The following is a 20,027-nucleotide window of genomic DNA, read 5'->3' on the forward strand; positions in this document are numbered from 1 at the left end:
CCTTGCCACAGCTCATCAAAATCCCTTTTATTTAAATTAAGCGTCATAGGAAATCGAGAATTCATATGAGACCTCTATGAACTTACCTATGCCCTCAGAATGCTTTCGGATTTCTCTTCATGTAGGCTGACTCTAGTCTTGTTACGCGCGCGCCTATATCCACTTTTTTATTGAATGTATCCTTTTTTTTGAGCCGAACCGCCCCGACTCTCGGAAGCGCCAACTCCTGAGAGACTGGAGCCATGAAGACAACCCCGGACATTCGATAGCATGCAGTTCTGTAGCCCCGTTGCCGGCCGACCGCTTCGAGGCCAGCGCCCAGGCCGCCGGCACGGCGGCCAATACCCTGCGCGCCCTCGCCTACTGGTCGGCCTGGGCGCAACTGCGCTACGGCCGTGATCTCGACGCGGGCGCAGTGCCCGAGGCGGTCGCCGTGCAATTCATCCTTGATCACCTGGCCCGACCGGAGGGTGACGGCTGGCCCCATCTGTTACCGCCGGCGCTCGACGCGGCCCTGGTCGCCGTGCGGGTCAAGGCCCAGCCGGGGCCGCTGAGCTACAACACCGTGCGCCACCGCCTGGCGGTGCTCGCCAAGTGGCATGCACTTAAAGGTTGGCCGAGTCCGACCGAGGTGCCGACGCTAAAGACCCTGCTGCGCGAGGCGCACAGCCTGCGCTCGGGTTTCGCCACTGAGGCCGGCCGCAAGAGCGTGCCCCTCGGTGAGGTGATGGCGATGACCGAGTACCGCAGCGTCGGCACGGTGATGGGCTATTTCCAGGCCGGTGCGCTGCTCAACAGTCGCGCGACCGAGTTGCTTGCGGATCCAGCGCCGCCCGAGGCCAGCGCTCATCAAAGTCCAGACCACCCGGCAACAACCGGAAGCACTATTGAAAATGGGATGAAGAAAACGTGACCGCACGTTCTGCTGTACGGAACGCAAACTCTCGGAAAAACGTCGACTCTCAAGAACCCCCGGTAGGCAATCACCGCGAAGGTGGAGAACGGATAATCTCGCGCAGCCTGACACCGAGTTGCTCGGCCTGGGGCGTGGGTGACATCTACACCGGCAGTGAAAAACCGCCCCCTTTGGAGGCCGGCCCGTCCATAATGCTGCGGAGTCCTTCAGACCTTGAACCTGGCCAGCGCGTCGCGCAGCTGGCCCGCATGGCCGCGTAGTTGCGCCGACATCTCCGTACTAAGGGTGCCCGCTTCGGCGTTGGCGCGGCTCGTCTCGTCCAGCGCCTGCAGCAACGATGAGATATCCGCGGTCGCCGCATTCTGGCGACCGATGTCGTCGGCCACCCCGCTGATCATGCCTGCGGTCCGTTCGACCTCGCGCTGGATGCTGGCCATGTGCGAGGCCGCGGCGCTCGAACGCTCGCGCCCCGATGCCATATGGGCGACCACCTCGTCCATGCTGCGTGCTGCGATCTGGCATGAACCCGCCATGGCGACCAGCTTGTCACCGATCTCCTCCGCGGACGTGCTGGTATTCTCCGCCAGCATGCGCACCTCGTCGGCGACGACGGCGAAGCCTCTGCCCTGCTCGCCCGCGCGGGCCGCTTCGATGGCCGCGTTGAGCGCCAGCAGGTTGGTCTGCTTCGCCATCTGCTTGATGACCGTGACGATGCCCGAGATGCTGGCCGATTCACGTTCGAGCGCCGCCACGCATGCGCCGGTCTCCTGAACGCGAGCTGACAGCGCTTCCATTTCGGACACCGAACGGCGTATCGCGTCCGCCCCCTCGCGCGCGCTGCCGCGCGCGTCGGCCGCACTGTCAAGTGCCTCGCCGCTGCGCGCGGTGCCGTTACGGATGCCATCCACCATGGCGGCGACGGAGCGTGTCATGTCGTCTGCCGTGCACTTGAGCCGCTCGGACGCGCCGGCCACCCGCCCAGCCATGTCGGCAGCGCGCGCCGAGGCCTCGTCGATGGCGCTTGCGGCGCTACGCACCTCAGCGATCGATGTCTGCACACTGCCCAACATCAGGTCGAGCGCGCTCGCCGTCTCGGCCAGTTCATCCTGGCCGCGCACCGCCGCGCGGAGGGTCAGATCGTTACGTTCGGCGATGACCCGGATCGTATTGCGCATGTGGTTGAGAGGGACTATCACGCTCCGGGCGATCAACAGGCCGAGCAGCACCAGCACCACGGCGCAAACGGCCGCCGACAGCGGGCCCACACGAGTGCCGAGCGCGGCAGCCGCGTCGACTTCGGTTTGTGCACCGCGGGCATCATCCACGCTCACCCCAGTAAGCTCGACAAGCCGGCTATCCAGCGTGCCGTAGTAATTGGCCCACCGATCGGCCAGTGCATGGAAGGCACCGAGGCGCGCACGGAATGTTTGCCACGATGGCGCCTCACCTAAAGCGCGAGCAAGTTCCAAGAAGCCTTCCTCTTCCTTCTTGAAGCGCTCCCAGTCGGCATGCATCTCCCGCCACTTAGTACGCTGGAGCTCTCCGACCGGCAAGGAAGCATAAAGCGCCTCGGCGGCCAGCGCCCGGCCGCGGGCCTCCTTGAAGCGCTCGAAAATGCCGACGAACACCCCGCGCCCCTCGTCGAGCCGCTCCTGCTCGTCCGGAATGGTCTCCTCCAATTCGGCGACGTCCCAGGCCGCCCCCTCCTGCACGACGAGGATTGTTTCGAGACGCGCGGTGCGTAGCGCAGAAAGATGCTGCATCGCCGGAACATTGACCCGGCTGACCGATCGCATGGCCTCGGTCACCCGATGCATACCAACCGCGCCCAGCCCCCCCAGCACGGACAGGCCGAGGATCGAAAGTAGGATCAACGCGCACAATCGCGATCGGACGGACAGCGCATCAATTCCAGGAACGCGGGATCTGAACTTCATTCTTATTTTCTTCCTATGCTCAGCGCACCAATCGGCTCCGTTTGTTGAAGAACAGCGCGTCCTCGAAGTGGCGTCCGCTCCGCTGCGCGGAACCATAGCTATGGAGGGCTCAAGGCCACCAACCACACATCATCCGGGGCGTCGCAAACGGGACGCAGCAAAACTTCCATATGTATGGGCCCCCTGCCACCACCACCATGCCACCACCAGCCCAACGCACGGCAGACATCGTCGTGCCCGGTCCAGTGCGCCGTACCTCGACGACCTTAATATCGACCCGCCCACTCCCCAGCCCCGAGTTGCATCAGTACCGCGGCCGGGCGGTCGGCGTATACCCTGTCGTCACCAATGGGCGTGACCTTCGAGGCATACCCGACTGCTCGAGAGACGGCAGGATCGGAGGGCTGGCGAGCCGACGAGAAAAATTATCGTGCCGACGTCCTACCCTGCCAGGCAGCATCTGGAGATACGAAAGCTGGCACATTCAGGTTTTCCAGCTTGCCCATATATCGTCCGCCAGTTGCAGGGCGGGCGACTGCAACCGCATCCATGCTGTTCCCGGTCAGTTCCGCCAAGATTTCCCGCAGGTATGCCGGATCCGCTCCAGCGGATAGAAAAGCGTCTCCGATAGCCACGGCTTACCCCCACCACGATTGACGAATGCTGCATCGCCACGACAGAAGTACATAAATCTAAAGTGAGTTCGGGGCCGCAAGGATCGATGATTCAGCGGCGGTGGAGAACTACGGGTTGCTCGGACGGTTACGCCTGATGCGCTCTTGGCTAGGACGAATGCAGCACAGGGGCGCGCCCCACCGGAGTTAGACGGTGACAACGATTTTACCGACATGTCCACAGGCTTCCATGTACTCATGTGCCTTTGCGATTTCGGCGAATGGAAAGACTTTGTCGATCGGCGGCTTGAGCTGGCCTGATTTCAGCCCTTCAGTAAGGAACTGTTTGGCCCGTGCCAGTTTTTCGCAGTCGGCAGTGATTTCGAAAATGTCATAACCACGGAAAGTCAGGCGGCGACCGAGTATCGCGGATAGCGGAATCGTCAGGTCGCGGATATCCAGCAAACCGTACTGGAAGAATATTCCTCTGGGTGACATCGCCTGGGCGATTTTCCCCACCCCTGGCCCCCCCACGGGATCAAAGACCACGCGGACGCCGGCACCGTTGGTAATACGTTCGATCTCTGCCACCAGGTCCTGCTCCTGACTGGCAATCACCGCTGCAGCCCCCAGTTTCAACAGCAAATCGCGTTTTTCACTGGTACGGGTCATGGCAATGGGCTTGGCACCACGCCAGTTGGCAATCTGGATTGCCGCCTGCCCGACACAGCCGGAAGCTGCATTGATTAGTACATTATCGCCGGGCTTGATGTCGGCATATTCCACCAACGCGCCAAAAGCGGTTATATACATCATCCAGCAGGCTGCGGCTTCTTCAAAGCTCAGACTCTCTGGATGTTTTACGACCGCATGACCTGGCGCGTTGACCACTTTGCCGTACATGCCATAGTCATGAAAGCTGAACGCTGGGATGACGCTAACGCTGTCACCTGGCGCGAACTCGTGGATATCCTCCCCCACGGCTTCCACTACACCGGAAGCCTCATAGCCCAAACGCGCCGGAAAAACGGGCGGATAAATATATTGCCCACGACGGTACATGATTTCGGCGCGGTTGATGCCGATCGCTCTTACGCGGATCTGCACTTCATTTGCCGCAGGTGCAGGTACCTGAATATCCTGAAAGTCTAATACCTCTGCTCCGCCAGTCTGGTTAAAAACTACAACCTTAGACATGTGTGGCCTCGATAATTTGTTCAGAGATAGCTTGTTTACATTTCGCTCAGCGCTGCTTTATGACTTATCCAGTGGCGCAAGCTTCTGTCGGATGGGACCGAAGATCGACCGGCCTTCCAGATCGAACATCTCCAGGTAAAGCTCATCCCCATAGCGCAGGTACCCGGTGCACATCTCGCCTCGCGTAAGTTGCTCGCGGGCGCGCTGCTCGGCGATGCATCCGCTTCCCGTTTTCCCGTCCTTGTTCGCAAGCGTGCCTGCGCCGATCATCGTGCCCGGCACGAGGATGCGGGTCTTTGCGGCGTGCTGGATGAGGTCGCAGTAGTTGAATACGACATCCTTGCCCGGGTCCAACTCGCCCAAGCGCTCCCCGCGGATCCCGATGAGATATCGCCCTCCGGTGAACATGCTCCCGTTCCAAAGATTGCCGAGCTCATCCGGTGTGACGACGAAGGGCCCCATGGCCTTATCCGATTTGCTGTGGAGAAAGCCGAAACCGCGAGCCAGTTCGGGAGCCACGATGTTGCGCAGCGAAACATCGTTCAGCAAGCCCAGCAGCTTGATGTGCCCAGCGGCTTCGTTGGCCTTGGTGCCGCTCGGCACCTCCCCAGTGATGACGACGATTTCCGCCTCTAGGTCAACTCCGTAGCCCACGTCGTCGGCGACCTTGATGGGATCGCACCAACTGAGTATCGGGCTTGCGACGGCTTGGTACATCATCGGCTGTTCAAGGAAATCGGCCGGCAGGGTGGCACCTCGTGCCTTGCGGATAATCGAAATGTGCTCCGGATAGCAGGCCGCGTCATAGAAGGCGAAACCCCGCGGCAATGGTGCCGCCAGCTTCGACAGATCAAGCGCAAACACGTCGGGGCAGTCGTCGCGCTCGAGGTCTTCGGCAAGCGCAAGCAGCTGTGGCTCGGCCGTGACCCACGTATCCAAGGCTGCCTGGAGCGTGATCGCAATTCCTTCGGCACGGACGGCTTTAGTCCTTGCCCGATTGACAACGATGAGAGTGCCGTCGGGGCCACCCTCTCGGAGAGTTGCAAGTATCATGATCGCTCCTTTTGATTTTGGACTTCCGCAATTTATGTCAGAAGTGCTTCGCCCGTATGCCCCGGATCTCCGGGACAAGCCGTCTCGCCGCAGAGCCAGATAGGACACCGTGTCGTTGGCTAACAGCACTCGGCTGACATCGCCCATGGCCTGCTGGAATGCTGCTTCAGTTCGGCTTCACGCTTGCCCTACAGCTCCAGGCTGGCGCACCGCCTGCAGTTCATCGAAGGTGGCCGATAAACACCGGGCTCTGGGACCGTGGTCTTCCGGGGATTGGTAGCGCAGCGCCTGCTCCTCCAACGACGGCGTCTCGCGTTGCACGTAGTTCCAGAAAAGGAAGAGGGCCGGCCGCTCGGACAAATGGAAGAGGGATTTCTGGCTGGAAATCCTAAGTAAAAAAGCGCGGCGCGCCCCGAAGGGCTGGCCGCGCAACACACTCAACAGGGAATCAGAACTGCTCGGCCTCCAGCGCGTAGAGGCTTTCGCTGCCGGCGCGCACGGCGCTGGCCAGGGACTGGGTGCGCGGCAGCAGCCGGGCGAAGCAGGAGCGCGCGCCAGCTTGGCCTGGTGGAAGTCGCTGGCCTGGCCGGCGGCGGCGCGGGCCATGCGGGCCCACATGTAGGCGTAGGCGGTGTAGCCGAACAGGTGCAGGTAGTCGACCGCCGCTGCGCCCGATTCGCGTGGGTCTTGCCTTGCGCGGTCCTGCAGTTGCCGGGTCAGAGCTTCCAGCTGGCCCAGGGCGTCCAACAGCGGGGCGCTGAATTCGTCGTCCGGCGCGGATTTCCCCGGCGAACAGCGCCAGCAGCTCGCCGCCGTTGGCCAGCACCTTGCGCCCGACCAGGTCCAGGGCCTGGATGCCGTTGGTGCCTTCGTAGATCTGCGCGATGCGCACGTCACGCACCAGCTGTTCCTGGCCCCATTCGCGGATGTAGCCGTGGCCGCCGAACACCTGTTGGCCGTGCACGCAGCTTTCCAGCCCGGTGTCGGTGAAGAAGGCCTTGGCCACCGGTGTGAGCAGTGCCACCAGGCCCTTGTTCGGCTCGCCTACCAGCCAGCCGATGGCGCCGTCGAAGTTCATCACGCAGGTGGCCGAGGCCTTGATGCCCATCTTGTGCTCGATGGAGCCGCAGCTCACGGCGTTGCGCGCGCAGAGGGCGCCGTCGTCGCCCACCAGCACCTTGGGCACCAGGAACAGCGAGATGCCGCGCGAGCCGGCCGGCGCGTCGGGCAGCTTGGCCAGCACCAGGTGGATGATGTTTTCGGTCAGGTCCTGTTCGCCGCCGGTGATGAAGATCTTGGTGCCGCTGATGGCGTAGCTGCCGTCCGCCTGCGGCTCGGCTTTCGTGCGGATCAGCCTGAGGTCGGTGCCGGCATGGGGCTCGGTCAGGCACATGGAGCCGGCCCAGCGGCCTTCGTACATGGCCGGCAGGTACTTCTGCTTCAGTTCCTCGCTGGCGTGGGCGTCCAACGCCAGGCAGGCGCCGGCGGACAGGGTTAAGTAGAGGGCGAAGCTGGCGTTGGCTGCGTAGACCATTTCCTCGAACTGCACCGAGAGCATCTTCAGCATGCCCATGCCGCCGTACTCGGGGTTGCCGGCCAGGCCCACCCAGGCGCCCTCGGCATAGGTGGCGTAGGCCTCGCGGAAGCCGGCCGGGGTGCTGACCGCGCAGTCCTGCCATTGCGCGCCCTGTTCGTCGCCGCTGCGGTTGAGCGGGGCGAGCAGGCGCCGGTGAGCTTTGCCGCCTCTTCGAGGATGGCCTCGGCGGTGTCGGCGTCGACGCGCTCGGCCAGGACCGGGGCGTCGAACACGTCGGTGTGCAGGAAGCGCATGTCGCGCAGCGAAGCCTTGTAGTCGGGCATCGAAAACCTCAGGACGGAACTTGTAGCCAATTGATGCTATTTGTTGGCGCGACAACGCTGTGGAGAACAACTAGGTCCATGGTGCAATGAAAAACTCAGGGATGCCAATCAAGGCCGCGACTCAATGTCGATGCTGGCCGGAGCGGTACTTCCCGCATAAACCGATTTCCTCATCTTCCCCACTACCCTGAGGGTAATCCGGCTACGCGGATAGATGCGGCATGCCAGCACTATTCCCAAAGACTCGTCTTCGACGCTTATATGCTGGCGGCTCATGGTGCAGGACATATAGCTGCCACTGATGATCTGCACTTTGCACACGCCGCATCCTCCGCCACGGCAGCCCACAGGAATCCCCTTGCGGCCGAGCCGAGCCATATCGGCCAGCACGCTTTCCTTTTCGTCGCATTGGAAGCCTTCGTCCGTGTCCTCGAACACCAACTCATGCTTCATGGCCAACAACGGACGCCGGGTGAAGCGATTGAGGAAGGCCCAGAACAAGTGCCTCTTGTGCTTGGCACGCAGCAGTACGCTCCACCCGCGAGTGCTTCCGCATCGGCGACCGCGTCAACTTCGAGGATCGCCGCCTGCAGATGCACATCCATCAGAAGACGGCCGACAACGACTCCGAGAATAAGCCCAGAGGCGCGTACCCTTCGAACTGCTCAGGCGCGTCATCGATCTCTGAAACCGCAGGCTCGCAGGCGAACGGGGCTGCTCGGATGGCCCCGTCAGGCCTTAGCCGTAACCCAGATATCTGAGCAGTAGCTCCTGCTTGCTAGAAATTTCCAGACGCAGGTATGCGCGCTTGCGATATGTCTCGATCGTTTCATGGCTGACTCCAAGTTCGTTGGCAATCGCCTGCAACGAGAACCCGCAAATCATCCGCGCGCAAACCTGCGCCTCCCGCCTGGACAAGGGGGGAGGTCCAACCTGCAGCGCCTGCTCCACCTCCGGAAGCCTTGCTTCTGACACGGGGTTGTCATTGGGTCGCCCTTTCACCAGTTGCTCGTGTTTCTGCAGGATGGACAACAGCGTCCCGGCAGTTGCACTAAAAGTCTCCATCTGTGTACCGGAAAAAGGACCATGTTCCTCGGAGCGCAGAACGTTCAATCCGAATATCGAACCGGGCTGTAGCCGACAAGCCATGATCCGTTCAACGATATGGTCTTTGCCGTACAAAGTTTCCCTAATCAAGGTGTCGGATACCAAACGCGGGGTCATGCGGATGATGATGGACTCTCCGTCAGCCCCACACCTGCGCGCCAGGGCCACTCCGGGGTCGCGGCGCCAGAAAGCTGGTTCGGCGTATAGGGCCAGCCGACGCTGCGCCTGATTCGAGCCGTTCCAGCTGGCAGCCCCGACACAATGCATTCTCTCGTTCGTCAGTTGCCAAGCCGCGCAGTGCTCGCCCCCGACTTCCGAGTTCAAGTAATCGATAAGCCTGGGCCAGAACGCCGCATCGCCAATGGCGCCCACAAGCAAGCCCAGACCCGATATCGGCACATGCTGCTTGGCCGGATGGATGGAGAGTGCGTCGAGCATTTAGCACCTCAAGTCTATTTGCTGCCGAAATTCGCCTCGAAGCCATCCCAAACAGCGTCATAGTCTTTTTGCAGCGAAGCATGCTCTAGCGCCTGTGCGGTGGGCCGGAACACATAGCGACTTTCAAACAGGACTGCCATGGTGTTGTCCAACCGGTGCGGCTGCAAATCCGCTGCCACCGCCGTATCGTAAGACGCCTTGTCGGGGCCGTGCGGCATGAAACTGTTGTGGAGGCTGATGCCACCGGGGACGAAACCCTCCGCCTTTGCGTCGTAAACGCCCTCGACCAGACCGGCCAATTCGCTCATCACGTTTCGATGGAACCAAGGCGGCCGGAAAGTGTTCTCGGCAACCAGCCACCGCGGCGGGAAGATGGCGAAGTCGAGGTTTGCTGTGCCGGGCACTTCGGATTTCGAGGTAAGTACCGTGTTGATCGAAGGGTCCGGATGATCGTAAGTCACGGTTCCGATAGCCATGAAGCGGCGCAGATCATACTTATAAGGGACATAGTTGCCGTGCCAAGCCACGACATTGAGCGGAGAGTGCTCCTGTTGCGAGGTCCAGAGATTCCCCATGAACTTGGTGACGAGGGTTACCGGGCCCGAACGATCCTCGTAACTTGCCACCGGTGTCATGAAGTCACGGGCGTTGGCAAGGCCGTTGGAGCCAATCGGCCCCAGTTCCGGCAGCGCAAAGGCAGCTCCGTAGTTTTCGCATAGGTAACCCCGCGCTACATCACCATCCAGATCAACGCGGAAACTGACTCCGCGCGGGACCACGGCGATCTCAAGCGGTTCGACAGTCAGCTTGCCCATCTCGGTATGGATGACGAGCCGGCCGTGCTGCGGAACAAAGAACATGTCACCGTCAGCATTGACGAGATAACGATCTGACATCGACTTAGTCACGGTGTACACATGAATTGCAACGCCGGACTGCGATTGCGGGCAGCCATTGCCCGCAATCGTGAAGATGCCGTCGACAAAATCGGTTGGTTCCGTAGGTATCGGCAGCGGACTCCAGCGCAGCCGGCTCGCCGGTACATCCACTTCGTTGAACGGGCCGCTCCTCCACTGCCGATTGTCGAGGCGCACCAAGGGCTTCATCATCGCTGACGGGCGAATTCGATAAAGCCATGTCCGCTGGTTGGTAGCTCGCGGCGCGGTGAACGCGGCTCCTGATAGCAGTTCCGTATAAAGCCCGAGCGGGTGCTTCTGCGGAGAGTTTCTGCCGATCGGCAACGCACCCGCGACGGCCTCTGTCGAAAACTGGTTCCCGAAGCCAACCTGGTATTGCAGATCATTGCTGGTTGAGGTGATGGCGTTCACGATTTGATCCTCTTGCCCTGAAAATGGAAATGTAGATAGACGGGAAAGCCAAGCCGGCGTGATGCTTTAGCCTATTGGAGTTCTGGCTCTGTCGCTGGGGCATGTGCTGCCAACTGGCGCAGGAGCCCGTCGAGCGCAGCCGCATCTGCTGCTGCGCCGAAAACATAGTGATCGGGCCTGACCAGGACCGCTTGTACATGACGGTCCCTGAACCAGTTGAATGCGAGATCGTTCTGCTCTTCCAGGTGGAGCACGTTCCACTGGTCACGCGCCGGCGCGTGCGCTGCCTTTTCGAATTGGACGAGATGAATGTCAAAACGCCGCATGATCCTTCGCGCCTCCTCGCTCAAATCAAGGAGCAACTCGCGCGAAGTGGTAAACACGGCAAACCCCGGCTCGACCAGATCGTCCATCCGGGCAAACACATTCCCACCCGATTTCACCCAGGGCTGGACGAACACCTCGCCGGCACTGTTCGCAAGCCGGCCTTGAGGGTCCTTGCCAAGCAGACCGGTCTCAAGCCCCGGGACGAACTTCTGACGGATAGTCTCCGCCTTTCCGGATGCGATCTGCTCGCCAAGCAGTGCGTCGCGCTTGCGCGCTGCTTCCATGTCGAGTTCACCGATGATCAGGCCTATCTCCTTGGCACTAGCGACGACTTGGCGAACATGCGGTTTTCGTTCCTCACCGTAGGTGTCCAGCAGTGTGCTGGGAAAGCCCTTGCGCTCGACGGCATCAAGCTTCCACGCGAGGTTTGCCGCATCGCGAATGCCTGCGCACAATCCCTGCCCCAAAAATGGAGGAGTCTGGTGTGCTGCGTCGCCCATGAGGAAGACGCAGCCACACCGCCATTCGTCGACGACCAGGGCGTGAAAGCAATAAATCGCCTTGCGCCACAGCTCGATTTTCGAGATGTCGACAAAGTTCGACAGAACTTGGAGAAAGGCCTCATCCGACTCAAACGAGGCAGGGTTTTCGCCGGGAAGGATCTTGACCTCCCAGCGGCGAAGGTCGCCGGGGCCGATGACGAATGAGCCCGGCCGCCATGGGTGACAGTAGTGGGTGGCTCGCTTTGGCAGATCCAGTTCACCACGCAGTCTCGCGTCGGCCACGATCCACCACTCGTCGAAATCGAGGTTTTCAACCGTGCTCTTGAGCAATTTTCGCACCGTACTGCGCCCACCGTCGCAGGCGACCAGGTAGCGAGCCGTTACCTCGAAGAAATCGTCGCTGTCCATACGACGGACACTTGCGCGCACCCCCGTATCATCCTGCGTGAAGCTGACGAGTTCATGACCCAGGAAGGTGCTGACGCATTGGAAACGATCAACGCCGCGCCGAAGAGTGGCCTCCAGCTCCGGCTGCACGAATAGCCAGGTCGGATCCCAGGTCAGCGAAAGCGGAGGGGGTGCGGGATAGAGGCGTTTGATGATCTGGTTGTCGAGACCGATGTAGTCCGAGCCGGGATGGGGAATGCTCGACTGCATGATTTCGTCGGCAAGACCGCATTCCTGGAATATCCGCATGACCTCATGGTCGGCAGTAATCGCTCGGGGTTTGTCGTAGATTTCCTTATCGCGCTCGACAACGACGACATTGAATCCCCGCAGGCCCAAGAGATTGGCCAATGTGGCACCACTCGGACCGTATCCGGAAATCAAGACATCACATGTCAACGAAGGTTTATGGTCGCTCACTCGGTATCCCTTTTCAGTTCATTCAACATTCAGCGCGCACGCTGTTGTTCCACCCTGAAATTTACGCAAGCCCCCCTGACCCGTCTGTCCCGGAACGCCGGGATATTCCGTGCCCTGTCCAAGGCTCACTCCTGCCAGGTCGGAGTGAAGAACGGGGCAGGTGCCAGGATGCGTGACTCCTGACTGATCAGCAGCGGTAACATCTTCTGCACATACGCCTTGAAGCCTGGGTCAGCTTGCATTACCGCGCGGCGTTGCTCGCGCTCGAGGAGATCGGTGAAAGCCCACAGGTGTACCACCTGATTGAGCGCACCGATCTCGCTGCGGTAGTAGCCGACCAAACGGCCGAGGATGCGCCTCTGGATCGGAAGGGCTTCGGCCTCGTACAAGGCCAAGTACTCGTGGGTCTTACCCGGTTGCAATGTGTAGGTGCGTTGTTCGACGAGCATCGTGCCCCCTGTCAAAACTTGCTCGATGCGCCGGTTGATCGCACCGAAACTGTTGTTGTCATAGTTGCCATGCATCAAATTTGGGGGCTACTTGGTCAGCGATTGCCTGGCGAAGCTGGTTTTTCAATACCTTGCCGGTCGCATTTTTTGGCAACGCCTCCATGAACACGTAGTGCTTGGGACGTTTGAAGCGAGCAATGCTTTCGAGGCACAGAGTGTCGAGCTCCGTTTGATCGACTGAACTGCCATTGCGAACCACCACCACGGCGGTGACAGCCTCCCCCCATTCCGGATCGGGTGTCCCTATCACGGACACCTCTTCAACCTCGGGATGGCGCAGCAGTACCTCCTCGACCTCGCGCGGGTAGATGTTGGTGCCGCCGCTGATGATCACGTCCTTGGAGCGGTCGCGCAGGTGCAACAGGCCGCGCGTATCGAGGAAACCCACGTCGCCGGTATGCAGCACGCCGTCGGGCATGGTCTGCGCGGTGGCCTCCGGGTTACTCCAGTAGCCGCGCATCACCGTCGGGCTACGCACCGTCACCTCACCAAGCGTGCCGGGAGTCACCGGGCGGCCCATGTTGTCAAGGATCTCGATCTCAACAGTGGTTTGAGGGTAGCCCACCGATGCGAGCAACTCTCCGTCGCCCTCTTCGACCGCCTGCGCGATTCGTACAGCGCTCAGCGCACTGATCGTCATCGGTGTTTCGCCCTGGCCGTACACCTGTGCGATGCGAGGACCGAAACACTGCACGGCCGCCTTGATGTCTTCCACGTAGAACGGCGCGCCGCCGGTTATCAGGCAGCGCAGACCCGGACACACCGGAGCATCAGCCAGGGCCCGCGTACGCTTCGCGTGTTCAACCATGCGTAGCACGATAGTGGGTGCGGCGAAGAGGCTGACCTTCTGGTAATGCGCCAGCAGGTCAAACAGCTCGGCTTCATCAAAGCCTCCGCTTTCCGGCACCACCTGCAAGCTACCACGCAGCATGTAGGCGATGCCGTAGAGGCCGCCACCGTGCGACATCGGCGCCACATGCACCAGCACGTCATGCTCATCGATCGCCAGCACGTCGGCAAAGAAGTTGAGCGACATCGCGACCAGATTCGCGTGCGTCAGCATCACACCCTTCGGCCGCCCGGTCGTGCCACTGGTGTAGAAGAGCCAGGCCAGCTCGTAGTCGCTGCCGGTCTCTTCAGCGCATGGCAGCGGCTCGCCGGTCAGCGCCTGCTGCCACGCATCACCGCGCACGTCCACCATCGCCAGCCCCGGCAGCTTCGCCGCCACAGGCCGCAGTTGCTCCAGTAGATCGCCACTCGACAGGCACAGGCGGCTGTCCGAGTTCTCGAGTATGTACGCGACCTCCTGCGGATGCAGCTTGTTGTTGACTGGCACGGCGCAAAGCCCTGCCGTCCACAAGGCCAGCAAGGCCTCGGCGTATTCGGTGTAGTTTTTCATCGCAAGCACTACCCGGTCGCCACGCGCCAGGCCGAGGTCGTGCCGCAGCCAGCGCGCCAGCGCTCGCACACGCAGATCGAGCTGAGCGTACGTGATCGGTTCGCCCCGTCCGCGCACAAGCGCGGGGCGCTGACCGTGCATGCGCACGCTGCGCTGGAACAGTCGGTTCAGATGCATGAGGTGTTCTCCTTGGCGGATGGGGTCAGGCTCAGCGGCCGAGGATGGTGATGCAGGTCACCGCTTCTTCGACGCCGTTGAAGCCGCCGCCGTTTTCGGCGATGGCGAAGCGCGCGCCCTCGACCTGCCGCGCGCCGGCCTCGCCGCGTAGTTGCGTGACCATCTCGTGCACTTGCGCCAGGCCGGTTGCACCGATCGGGTGCCCCCGCGAGAGCAAGCCGCCATTGACATTGATGGGGATGCGCCCGCCCAGCGTGGTGGCACCGGACTCGGCCATCGGCCCGCCCTCGCCGAAGGCACAGAACCCCAGCGCCTCGGTCTGCTGGATCTCGGCGAAGGCAGTGGCGTCGTGCACTTCGGCTAGCGACATGTCCTGCGGCCCCACGCCTGCCTTTTCGTAAGCTTCGAGCGCAGCCAAGTGGCAGAGGTGGTGCGCGTAGTCCTCGGGCGCGCGCTCGGTGGCCGTGCGCAACACGCTGGCATGGAGGCGGACCGCACGTTCGCGCCGCAGACTCTTCAGGCGACGCAGGCCTGCTTCATTGCAGACAATGGCGGCAGCGGCACCGTCGCCAATGGGTGCGCACATCGGCAGCGTGAGTGGCCACGACACGGCACGCGCGGCCATAACTTCGTCGATGGTGAGCGGGTACTGGAACTGAGCCATCGGGTTGCACATAGAGTGGGTGTGATTCTTCGCGGCCACGGCGGCGATCTGCCTCTGCGTGGTGCCGAAACTCTGCATGTGCAGGCGCGCCAAGCTGGCATAGATGTCCATAAACACGCTGCGCCGACCGGGCTCCACATAATCAGCCGGAGGCTGCACGCGCGGCGCGAGCGCGCGCAGCACCTCGGCCTGTGCGTGCGCGGTGTGCACGTCCCAGGCACCATCGAACACGGCAAAGCTCTTTTCCTTGTCGGGCGAGAACAGCTTATCTACGCCCACCACCAGGCAGATGTCGCCGCCGCCCGCAGCCACGTACCACTGGGCTGCATTGAGCGCGGTGCTGGAGCTCGCGCAGGCGTTTTCCACGTTGGTCACGGGAATGCCTGTGATGCCCATGGCCTTGAGCGCGATTTCGCCGGCCACCATGTGCTGGCCTTCGATGGCCCCCTGTCCGGCCGTGGCGAAGTAGACTGCCTGCACGTCGCGCGCTTCGCAGCCCGCGTCCTGCAGTGCAGCGGTCACGGCTTCGCGCACCAGGTCCTTGACGCTCCTGTCGGGCTGCTTGCCGAAAGGGGTGATGCCGACACCGGCGATATGAAGGGGTGGGTAGCTCATGTCGAGGCTCCTAGGGTAATGATGGATTCGACCTGCTCAGGTCGTTGCGGACTTGAACGCTGCGATCAACTCGTCGCTGGTAACAACCCAGCCGAGGAGCCGGAAATTCTCGAGCGTCGCCTCGTGCGCTTCGGCCGTTTTGGCAGCCGTCGCATCCGAAACGATGACCGTCTTGTAGCCGAGGGCGAACGCCTCACGGCCAGTGCCCTCAACGGCGAAGTTTGTGGCAACACCGGTGAGGAGCACCGTGTCGATGCCGCGGCTGCGCAGCACGCGGTTCAGGTCTGTGCTGTGGAATCCAGTGGCACTGGCCGAGGAGACGATGAAGTCGGACGGGGCAGGTGCCATCTCGGGGATGTACTCGACGCCGTTGGTGCCTTCGATGAGAGCACCGAGTTCAAGGACCATCCCGAAAAGTGGCGCGGTGCCGAGCAGATCAGAGTGGTTCGCTTGGAATGCGGTCCGTACCGAGACGACGAATACGCCGGCCACACGAGCCGCCTCGCTCAGCGCCTTCGCCTTGGCCGCGCTACCGCGCTCCTTGGCCATCGTGGCAAACGTCTCGCCAAATGCACCGGTGCCAGAGACGATGTCGTGCTGCCAATGGATATTGATGACCGCGGTGCGGCACAGATCTAAGTCAACCATGGGACATTTCCTTTTCTTGGATACCCGGAACTCAATGTTGACCTGGGTGAGTTGTGCAAAAAATCACTCTGCAATTTCCTCATGTGCTTACTTCTTGAGCAGGTCCAGGGCGACGTCGACGATCATGTCTTCCTGGCCACCGACCATCCGCCGCTTGCCCAGCTCGACGAGGATGTCCACCGCCTTGATGCCGTACTTCTGCGCGGCCACTTCCGAATGGCGCAGGAAGCTCGAATAGACGCCCGCATAGCCCAGGGCCAGGGTTTCGCGATCCACGCGCACAGGGCGGTCCTGCAGCGGGCGCACCAGGTCGTCGGCCGCGTCCATCAGAGCGTAGAGGTCGGTGCCGTGGTGCCAGCCGAGCTTGTCGGCGGCGGCGATGAAGACTTCCAGGGGCGCGTTGCCTGCACCGGCGCCCATGCCGGCCAGGCTGGCGTCGATGCGGTTGCAGCCCTCCTCCACCGCAGCGATGGAGTTAGCCACGCCGAGGCTGAGGTTGTGGTGGGCGTGGATGCCGGTTTCGGTCTCGGGCTTGAGCACGGCCTTCACCGCGCGGAAGCGCGCGCGAATGTCGTCCATGTTCATGGCCCCACCGGAATCGACCACGTAGATACAGGTGGCGCCATAGCTCTCCATCAGCTTGGCCTGCTGCGCGAGGCCTTCCGGCGTCTGCATATGGCTCATCATCAGGAAGCCGACGGTGTCCATGCCCAACTCGCGGGCGTATTCGATGTGCTGCTTGGACACATCCGCTTCGGTGCAATGCGTGGCGACACGGACGACGCGGGCGCCGGCGGTGTAGGCGCTCTTCAGGTCATGGATGGTGCCGATGCCGGGTAGCAACAGCGTGGCGATCTTGGCGTGCTTGACCACGTCAGCCGCCGCTTCGATCCATTCCAGGTCGGTGTGCGCGCCGAAGCCGTAGTTGAAGGACGAACCTTGCAGGCCATCGCCGTGCGCGACTTCGATGGAGTCCACTTTTGCGAGGTCGAGTGCGGTGGCAATCGCACTCACGTCTTCCAGCGAATACTGGTGGCGGATGGCATGCATGCCGTCGCGCAGGGTCACGTCGGAGATATAGAGTTTCTGGCTCATGCCGAGGCCCCCATTGCTTGCGCCATGCGCTCGGCGGTGGTCAGCGCGGCGGAGGTCATGATGTCGAGGTTGCCGGCATAGGCCGGCAGGTAGTGGGCAGCGCCTTCGACTTCGAGGAACACCGAGGTCTTCAGGCCGCTGAAGCGGCCGTGGCCGGGGATGTTGAGGTCGGTGACCTCGTCGAACTGCACCTTCTGCTTCAGGCGGTAGCCGGGGACGTAGGCCTGCACGGCGGCGGCCATTTCCTCGATGCTCGCCTCGACCTTGGCCTGATCCACCGCTTCGGACAGCACATAGACGGTGTCGCGCATGATCAGCGGCGGCTCGGCCGGGTTCATGATGATGATCGCCTTGCCCTTGGCCGCGCCGCCGATGACTTCGATTGCCTTGCTGGTGGTCTCGGTGAACTCGTCGATATTGGCGCGGGTGCCGGGGCCGGCGGACATGCTGGCGATGGAGGCGATGATTTCCGCGTAGTGAACCTTCGCCACGCTAGACACCGCCGCCACTATCGGAATGGTCGCCTGCCCACCGCAGGTCACCATGTTCACGTTCAATGCTTGCAGGTGCTGCTCCAGGTTGACCACCGGCACGCAATAGGGGCCTATTGCGGCCGGGGTCAGGTCGATCACACGAAGACCGGGCTTGTGGCCCCGCAGGAACGCGTCGTTCTTCACGTGAGCGCTGGCAGATGTTGCATCGAAGACGAAGTCGATCTCGTTGAAGATCGGCAGGCGGGTCAGGCCCTCAACGCCTTCGTGGGTGGTGGCGACGCCCATTCGTGATGCGCGAGCCAGACCGTCGGAGGCCGGGTCGATACCGACCATGGCGGCCATTTCCAGGTGCTGCGCATTGCGCAGGATCTTGATCATCAAGTCGGTGCCAATATTGCCGGAGCCGATGATCGCGGCCTTAATCTTGGTAGTCATGACGAAGTCCCGTCAATTGGAGTCGAAGGAGGCGACCACGCTGCCGAGGCCGTCGATATAGGCGGTGTAGCTCTTGCCGGCTTCCACCGCGACCATCGGGCCAAGCGCGCCGGACAGCACCAGGTGGCCTGCCTTCAGTGGTGCGCCGACGCGAGCCATGGTGCGCGCCAGCCACACCACTGCGTTGAGCGGATGGCCGAGGCAGGCTGCGCCGGTGCCTGTAGAAACGTTCTGTTCGTCGTCGCGGCTCATCGTCATCTTGCAGCCGCGCAGGTCGAGCTCGCCGAGCTTCTTCGGCGAACCGCCGATGACGAAGGCCGAAGACGAAGCGTTGTCGGCGACCGTGTCGACCAGCTTGATGTTCCAGTTGGCGATACGTGAACCGACGATCTCCATCGCCGGCAATGCGTAGTCGATAGCGACGATCACATCGACGAGGGTCGGGTTCGGCAGGTCGAGATCGCGGCCAAGCACGAAGGCAACTTCGGCCTCAATCTTCGGCTGGTGCAGGCCGGCCAGCGGGATAGGCAGGCCTTCGCCAAAGCCCATATCGTCGAACAGCACACCGTAATCGGGCGTATCGACGCCCAACTGCTTCTGTACGGCCAACGAGGTGAGTCCGATCTTGGCGCCGACGATGCGCGCCCCCTTGGCCATCCGACGGCCGATGAAGGCCTGCTGGATGCGGTAGGCATCATCGATAGTGATGTCGGGATAGCGATCACTGAGCGGTTCGATCATGCCGCGTCCACACCAGGCGCCGTACAAGGCATCGGCCGCGCTGAGAATTTCGGTTTCGTTCATTGAAGTCCTCTCGTGATAGGGGAATACGACCATTTCAGCTTTTGCCTGCCTTGAAGCGCGCGAACAGCCGGCAGAATTCGTCGTTGTACGCGTCGCGCTGGGCCTGCCGGCCGGGGCCATCGATCTTCTGATTGAGCCGAGCCCAGCCGGCCTCGGACAGCATGTCGTCGGCGCGCAACAGCAACAGCCTGTTTTCGTCGCGGACGTGGGCGACGATGAAGTCCCTCCAAGCCATCACCGCGGCCCTCGCCGGGGCGATGCCGGCTTCTCCACGCCGGCACCAGGCTGCCTGCAGCTCGGCAAAGCACTGCAGCTCTTCTTCGAGCTGCGCCTCAATGGTTGCGAGCCCGGCCGCAGCCCCGCCGACGGCTTCCAGCGCGGCCAACAACCGGGCTTCCTTGGGACCGTGCGCCTCTCTGCTGAAGCGGGCGAGGAAGTCGAGGGCATCGTCCACCAAGGCGGTATCGATGTGCGGCTCATCGACGGTGAGCGCGTCGACCAGGCGCTCTGTCAGTGCCACCCAGGCCGCATGTTCCTCGCGGAAGCGGGCAATCAGCCGATCCTTGACTGTCGACGGCGCAACGCCGGTCTCGGCGACGAAGACCGGCAGCGGCGAATTCAGGATCAGCTTCACGGTGACGGAGTCGAGCAACTTCTGCAGTATCGTAGTGCGCCCGTGCGAACCGATGACGACGAGGTCGGCCGCGCGCGCCGCGGCGGTCGCCATGATCTCCTCGTGCACCTTGCCCCTGCTGACGCCGCCTATGAAATCGGCCTCGACGCCGTTCATCTGCGCCCACGCACGCGCCTTGGCCTCGACGTAACCATCAGCCCACAGGTACTTGCGCGCAAACAACGCTGGCGCCATCGCGTGCAGCAGGCCGGCGTCGCCATCGATGATGTCCTGGGCGTCCGGCTGCAGGTAGAGGAAGCTCGCACGTGCGCCGAAAGCCCGCGCCAGTTCCACGCCGCGCTCGATCACACGCATCGACAGCGCGCTCTCGTCAATGGGAATCAGGAGATGCTTGTACATGCGCCCC

General features: G+C 62.1%; 16 protein-coding genes and 1 pseudogene. 1 reads left to right on the forward strand and 16 read right to left on the reverse strand.

The features are described 5' to 3' along the window. Nucleotides 1–289: 289 nt before the first annotated feature. A complete protein-coding gene (locus tag MJ643_RS04890) occupies nt 290–913 on the forward strand; it encodes a hypothetical protein (protein WP_247726668.1) in 624 nt (207 codons plus the stop codon). Nucleotides 914–1,122: 209 nt separating this feature from the next. On the opposite strand, the gene MJ643_RS04895 is transcribed toward MJ643_RS04890, so the two are convergent. From MJ643_RS04895 to MJ643_RS04970, 16 genes and pseudogenes are all read right to left on the reverse strand, one after another. After that, complete coding sequence (locus MJ643_RS04895; RefSeq protein ID WP_247726669.1) at nt 1,123–2,853, reverse strand: methyl-accepting chemotaxis protein; 1,731 nt, start codon at nt 2,851–2,853, stop codon at nt 1,123–1,125. An 821-nt stretch (nt 2,854–3,674) separates the two neighbouring features. After that, nucleotides 3,675–4,664 carry a zinc-dependent alcohol dehydrogenase family protein gene (locus MJ643_RS04900; RefSeq protein ID WP_247726670.1) on the reverse strand — a complete coding sequence of 330 codons (990 nt, stop codon included), beginning with the start codon at nt 4,662–4,664 and terminating at the stop codon, nt 3,675–3,677. 57 nt (nt 4,665–4,721) lie between these two features. Beyond that, nucleotides 4,722–5,717 carry a fumarylacetoacetate hydrolase family protein gene (locus MJ643_RS04905; protein ID WP_247726671.1) on the reverse strand — a complete coding sequence of 332 codons (996 nt, stop codon included), beginning with the start codon at nt 5,715–5,717 and terminating at the stop codon, nt 4,722–4,724. 448 nt (nt 5,718–6,165) lie between these two features. Next, nucleotides 6,166–7,577: pseudogene (locus MJ643_RS04910) on the reverse strand (acyl-CoA dehydrogenase C-terminal domain-containing protein). A 108-nt stretch (nt 7,578–7,685) separates the two neighbouring features. Then, nucleotides 7,686–8,078 (reverse strand): 2Fe-2S iron-sulfur cluster-binding protein, encoded by a 393-nt coding sequence (locus tag MJ643_RS04915; protein ID WP_247726672.1) that lies wholly within the window; start codon nt 8,076–8,078, stop codon nt 7,686–7,688. Between the two features lie 237 nt (nt 8,079–8,315). Then, a complete protein-coding gene (locus MJ643_RS04920; RefSeq protein WP_247726673.1) occupies nt 8,316–9,122 on the reverse strand; it encodes a helix-turn-helix transcriptional regulator in 807 nt (268 codons plus the stop codon). A gap of 14 nt (nt 9,123–9,136) precedes the next feature. Further along, nucleotides 9,137–10,450, reverse strand: a complete 1,314-nt coding sequence (gene hmgA / locus MJ643_RS04925) for a homogentisate 1,2-dioxygenase (RefSeq protein ID WP_247726674.1) — start codon at nt 10,448–10,450, stop codon at nt 9,137–9,139. Nucleotides 10,451–10,521: 71 nt separating this feature from the next. After that, complete coding sequence (locus tag MJ643_RS04930) at nt 10,522–12,147, reverse strand: bifunctional 3-(3-hydroxy-phenyl)propionate/3-hydroxycinnamic acid hydroxylase (protein ID WP_247726675.1); 1,626 nt, start codon at nt 12,145–12,147, stop codon at nt 10,522–10,524. A 125-nt stretch (nt 12,148–12,272) separates the two neighbouring features. Beyond that, nucleotides 12,273–12,596 carry an NIPSNAP family protein gene (locus MJ643_RS04935; RefSeq protein ID WP_172441397.1) on the reverse strand — a complete coding sequence of 108 codons (324 nt, stop codon included), beginning with the start codon at nt 12,594–12,596 and terminating at the stop codon, nt 12,273–12,275. A 58-nt stretch (nt 12,597–12,654) separates the two neighbouring features. After that, nucleotides 12,655–14,232, reverse strand: coding sequence for an AMP-binding protein (locus MJ643_RS04940; protein WP_247726676.1), 1,578 nt, complete (start codon nt 14,230–14,232; stop codon nt 12,655–12,657). Between the two features lie 31 nt (nt 14,233–14,263). Beyond that, complete coding sequence (locus MJ643_RS04945) at nt 14,264–15,511, reverse strand: thiolase family protein (RefSeq protein WP_247726677.1); 1,248 nt, start codon at nt 15,509–15,511, stop codon at nt 14,264–14,266. 36 nt (nt 15,512–15,547) lie between these two features. Continuing rightward, nucleotides 15,548–16,159 carry a cysteine hydrolase gene (locus MJ643_RS04950; RefSeq protein WP_247726678.1) on the reverse strand — a complete coding sequence of 204 codons (612 nt, stop codon included), beginning with the start codon at nt 16,157–16,159 and terminating at the stop codon, nt 15,548–15,550. Between the two features lie 87 nt (nt 16,160–16,246). After that, nucleotides 16,247–17,254: a 4-hydroxy-2-oxovalerate aldolase gene (mhpE, locus tag MJ643_RS04955; RefSeq protein ID WP_247726679.1), complete on the reverse strand. Its 1,008-nt coding sequence runs from the start codon at nt 17,252–17,254 to the stop codon at nt 16,247–16,249. After that, nucleotides 17,251–18,183 (reverse strand): acetaldehyde dehydrogenase (acetylating), encoded by a 933-nt coding sequence (locus MJ643_RS04960; protein ID WP_247726680.1) that lies wholly within the window; start codon nt 18,181–18,183, stop codon nt 17,251–17,253. The genes mhpE and MJ643_RS04960 overlap by 4 nt, the downstream gene beginning before the upstream one ends. 12 nt (nt 18,184–18,195) lie before the next feature. Further along, the gene (locus MJ643_RS04965; RefSeq protein ID WP_247726681.1) at nt 18,196–18,987 is read right to left on the reverse strand and encodes a fumarylacetoacetate hydrolase family protein; all 792 of its coding nucleotides are present in this window, start codon (nt 18,985–18,987) and stop codon (nt 18,196–18,198) included. Between the two features lie 34 nt (nt 18,988–19,021). Beyond that, the gene (locus tag MJ643_RS04970; protein WP_247726682.1) at nt 19,022–20,020 is read right to left on the reverse strand and encodes a universal stress protein; all 999 of its coding nucleotides are present in this window, start codon (nt 20,018–20,020) and stop codon (nt 19,022–19,024) included. Between the last annotated feature and the right edge of the window lie 7 nt (nt 20,021–20,027).

Source organism: Pseudomonas sp. PNPG3, from assembly GCF_023093815.1.
GTDB classification, from domain to species: Bacteria; Pseudomonadota; Gammaproteobacteria; order Pseudomonadales; family Pseudomonadaceae; genus Aquipseudomonas; species Aquipseudomonas asiatica.

What these genes read in the sequence shown, in the direction of transcription:
- MJ643_RS04895 (WP_247726669.1), bottom strand. Translation starts at nt 2,853, where the DNA reads ATGAAGTTCAGATCCCGCGTTCCTGGAATTGATGCGCTGTCCGTCCGA.
- MJ643_RS04900 (WP_247726670.1), bottom strand. Translation starts at nt 4,664, where the DNA reads ATGTCTAAGGTTGTAGTTTTTAACCAGACTGGCGGAGCAGAGGTATTA.
- MJ643_RS04905 (WP_247726671.1), bottom strand. Translation starts at nt 5,717, where the DNA reads ATGATACTTGCAACTCTCCGAGAGGGTGGCCCCGACGGCACTCTCATC.
- MJ643_RS04920 (WP_247726673.1), bottom strand. Translation starts at nt 9,122, where the DNA reads ATGCTCGACGCACTCTCCATCCATCCGGCCAAGCAGCATGTGCCGATA.
- MJ643_RS04935 (WP_172441397.1), bottom strand. Translation starts at nt 12,596, where the DNA reads ATGCTCGTCGAACAACGCACCTACACATTGCAACCGGGTAAGACCCAC.
- MJ643_RS04940 (WP_247726676.1), bottom strand. Translation starts at nt 14,232, where the DNA reads ATGCATCTGAACCGACTGTTCCAGCGCAGCGTGCGCATGCACGGTCAG.
- MJ643_RS04945 (WP_247726677.1), bottom strand. Translation starts at nt 15,511, where the DNA reads ATGAGCTACCCACCCCTTCATATCGCCGGTGTCGGCATCACCCCTTTC.
- MJ643_RS04950 (WP_247726678.1), bottom strand. Translation starts at nt 16,159, where the DNA reads ATGGTTGACTTAGATCTGTGCCGCACCGCGGTCATCAATATCCATTGG.
- mhpE (WP_247726679.1), bottom strand. Translation starts at nt 17,254, where the DNA reads ATGAGCCAGAAACTCTATATCTCCGACGTGACCCTGCGCGACGGCATG.
- MJ643_RS04960 (WP_247726680.1), bottom strand. Translation starts at nt 18,183, where the DNA reads ATGACTACCAAGATTAAGGCCGCGATCATCGGCTCCGGCAATATTGGC.
- MJ643_RS04965 (WP_247726681.1), bottom strand. Translation starts at nt 18,987, where the DNA reads ATGAACGAAACCGAAATTCTCAGCGCGGCCGATGCCTTGTACGGCGCC.
- MJ643_RS04970 (WP_247726682.1), bottom strand. Translation starts at nt 20,020, where the DNA reads ATGTACAAGCATCTCCTGATTCCCATTGACGAGAGCGCGCTGTCGATG.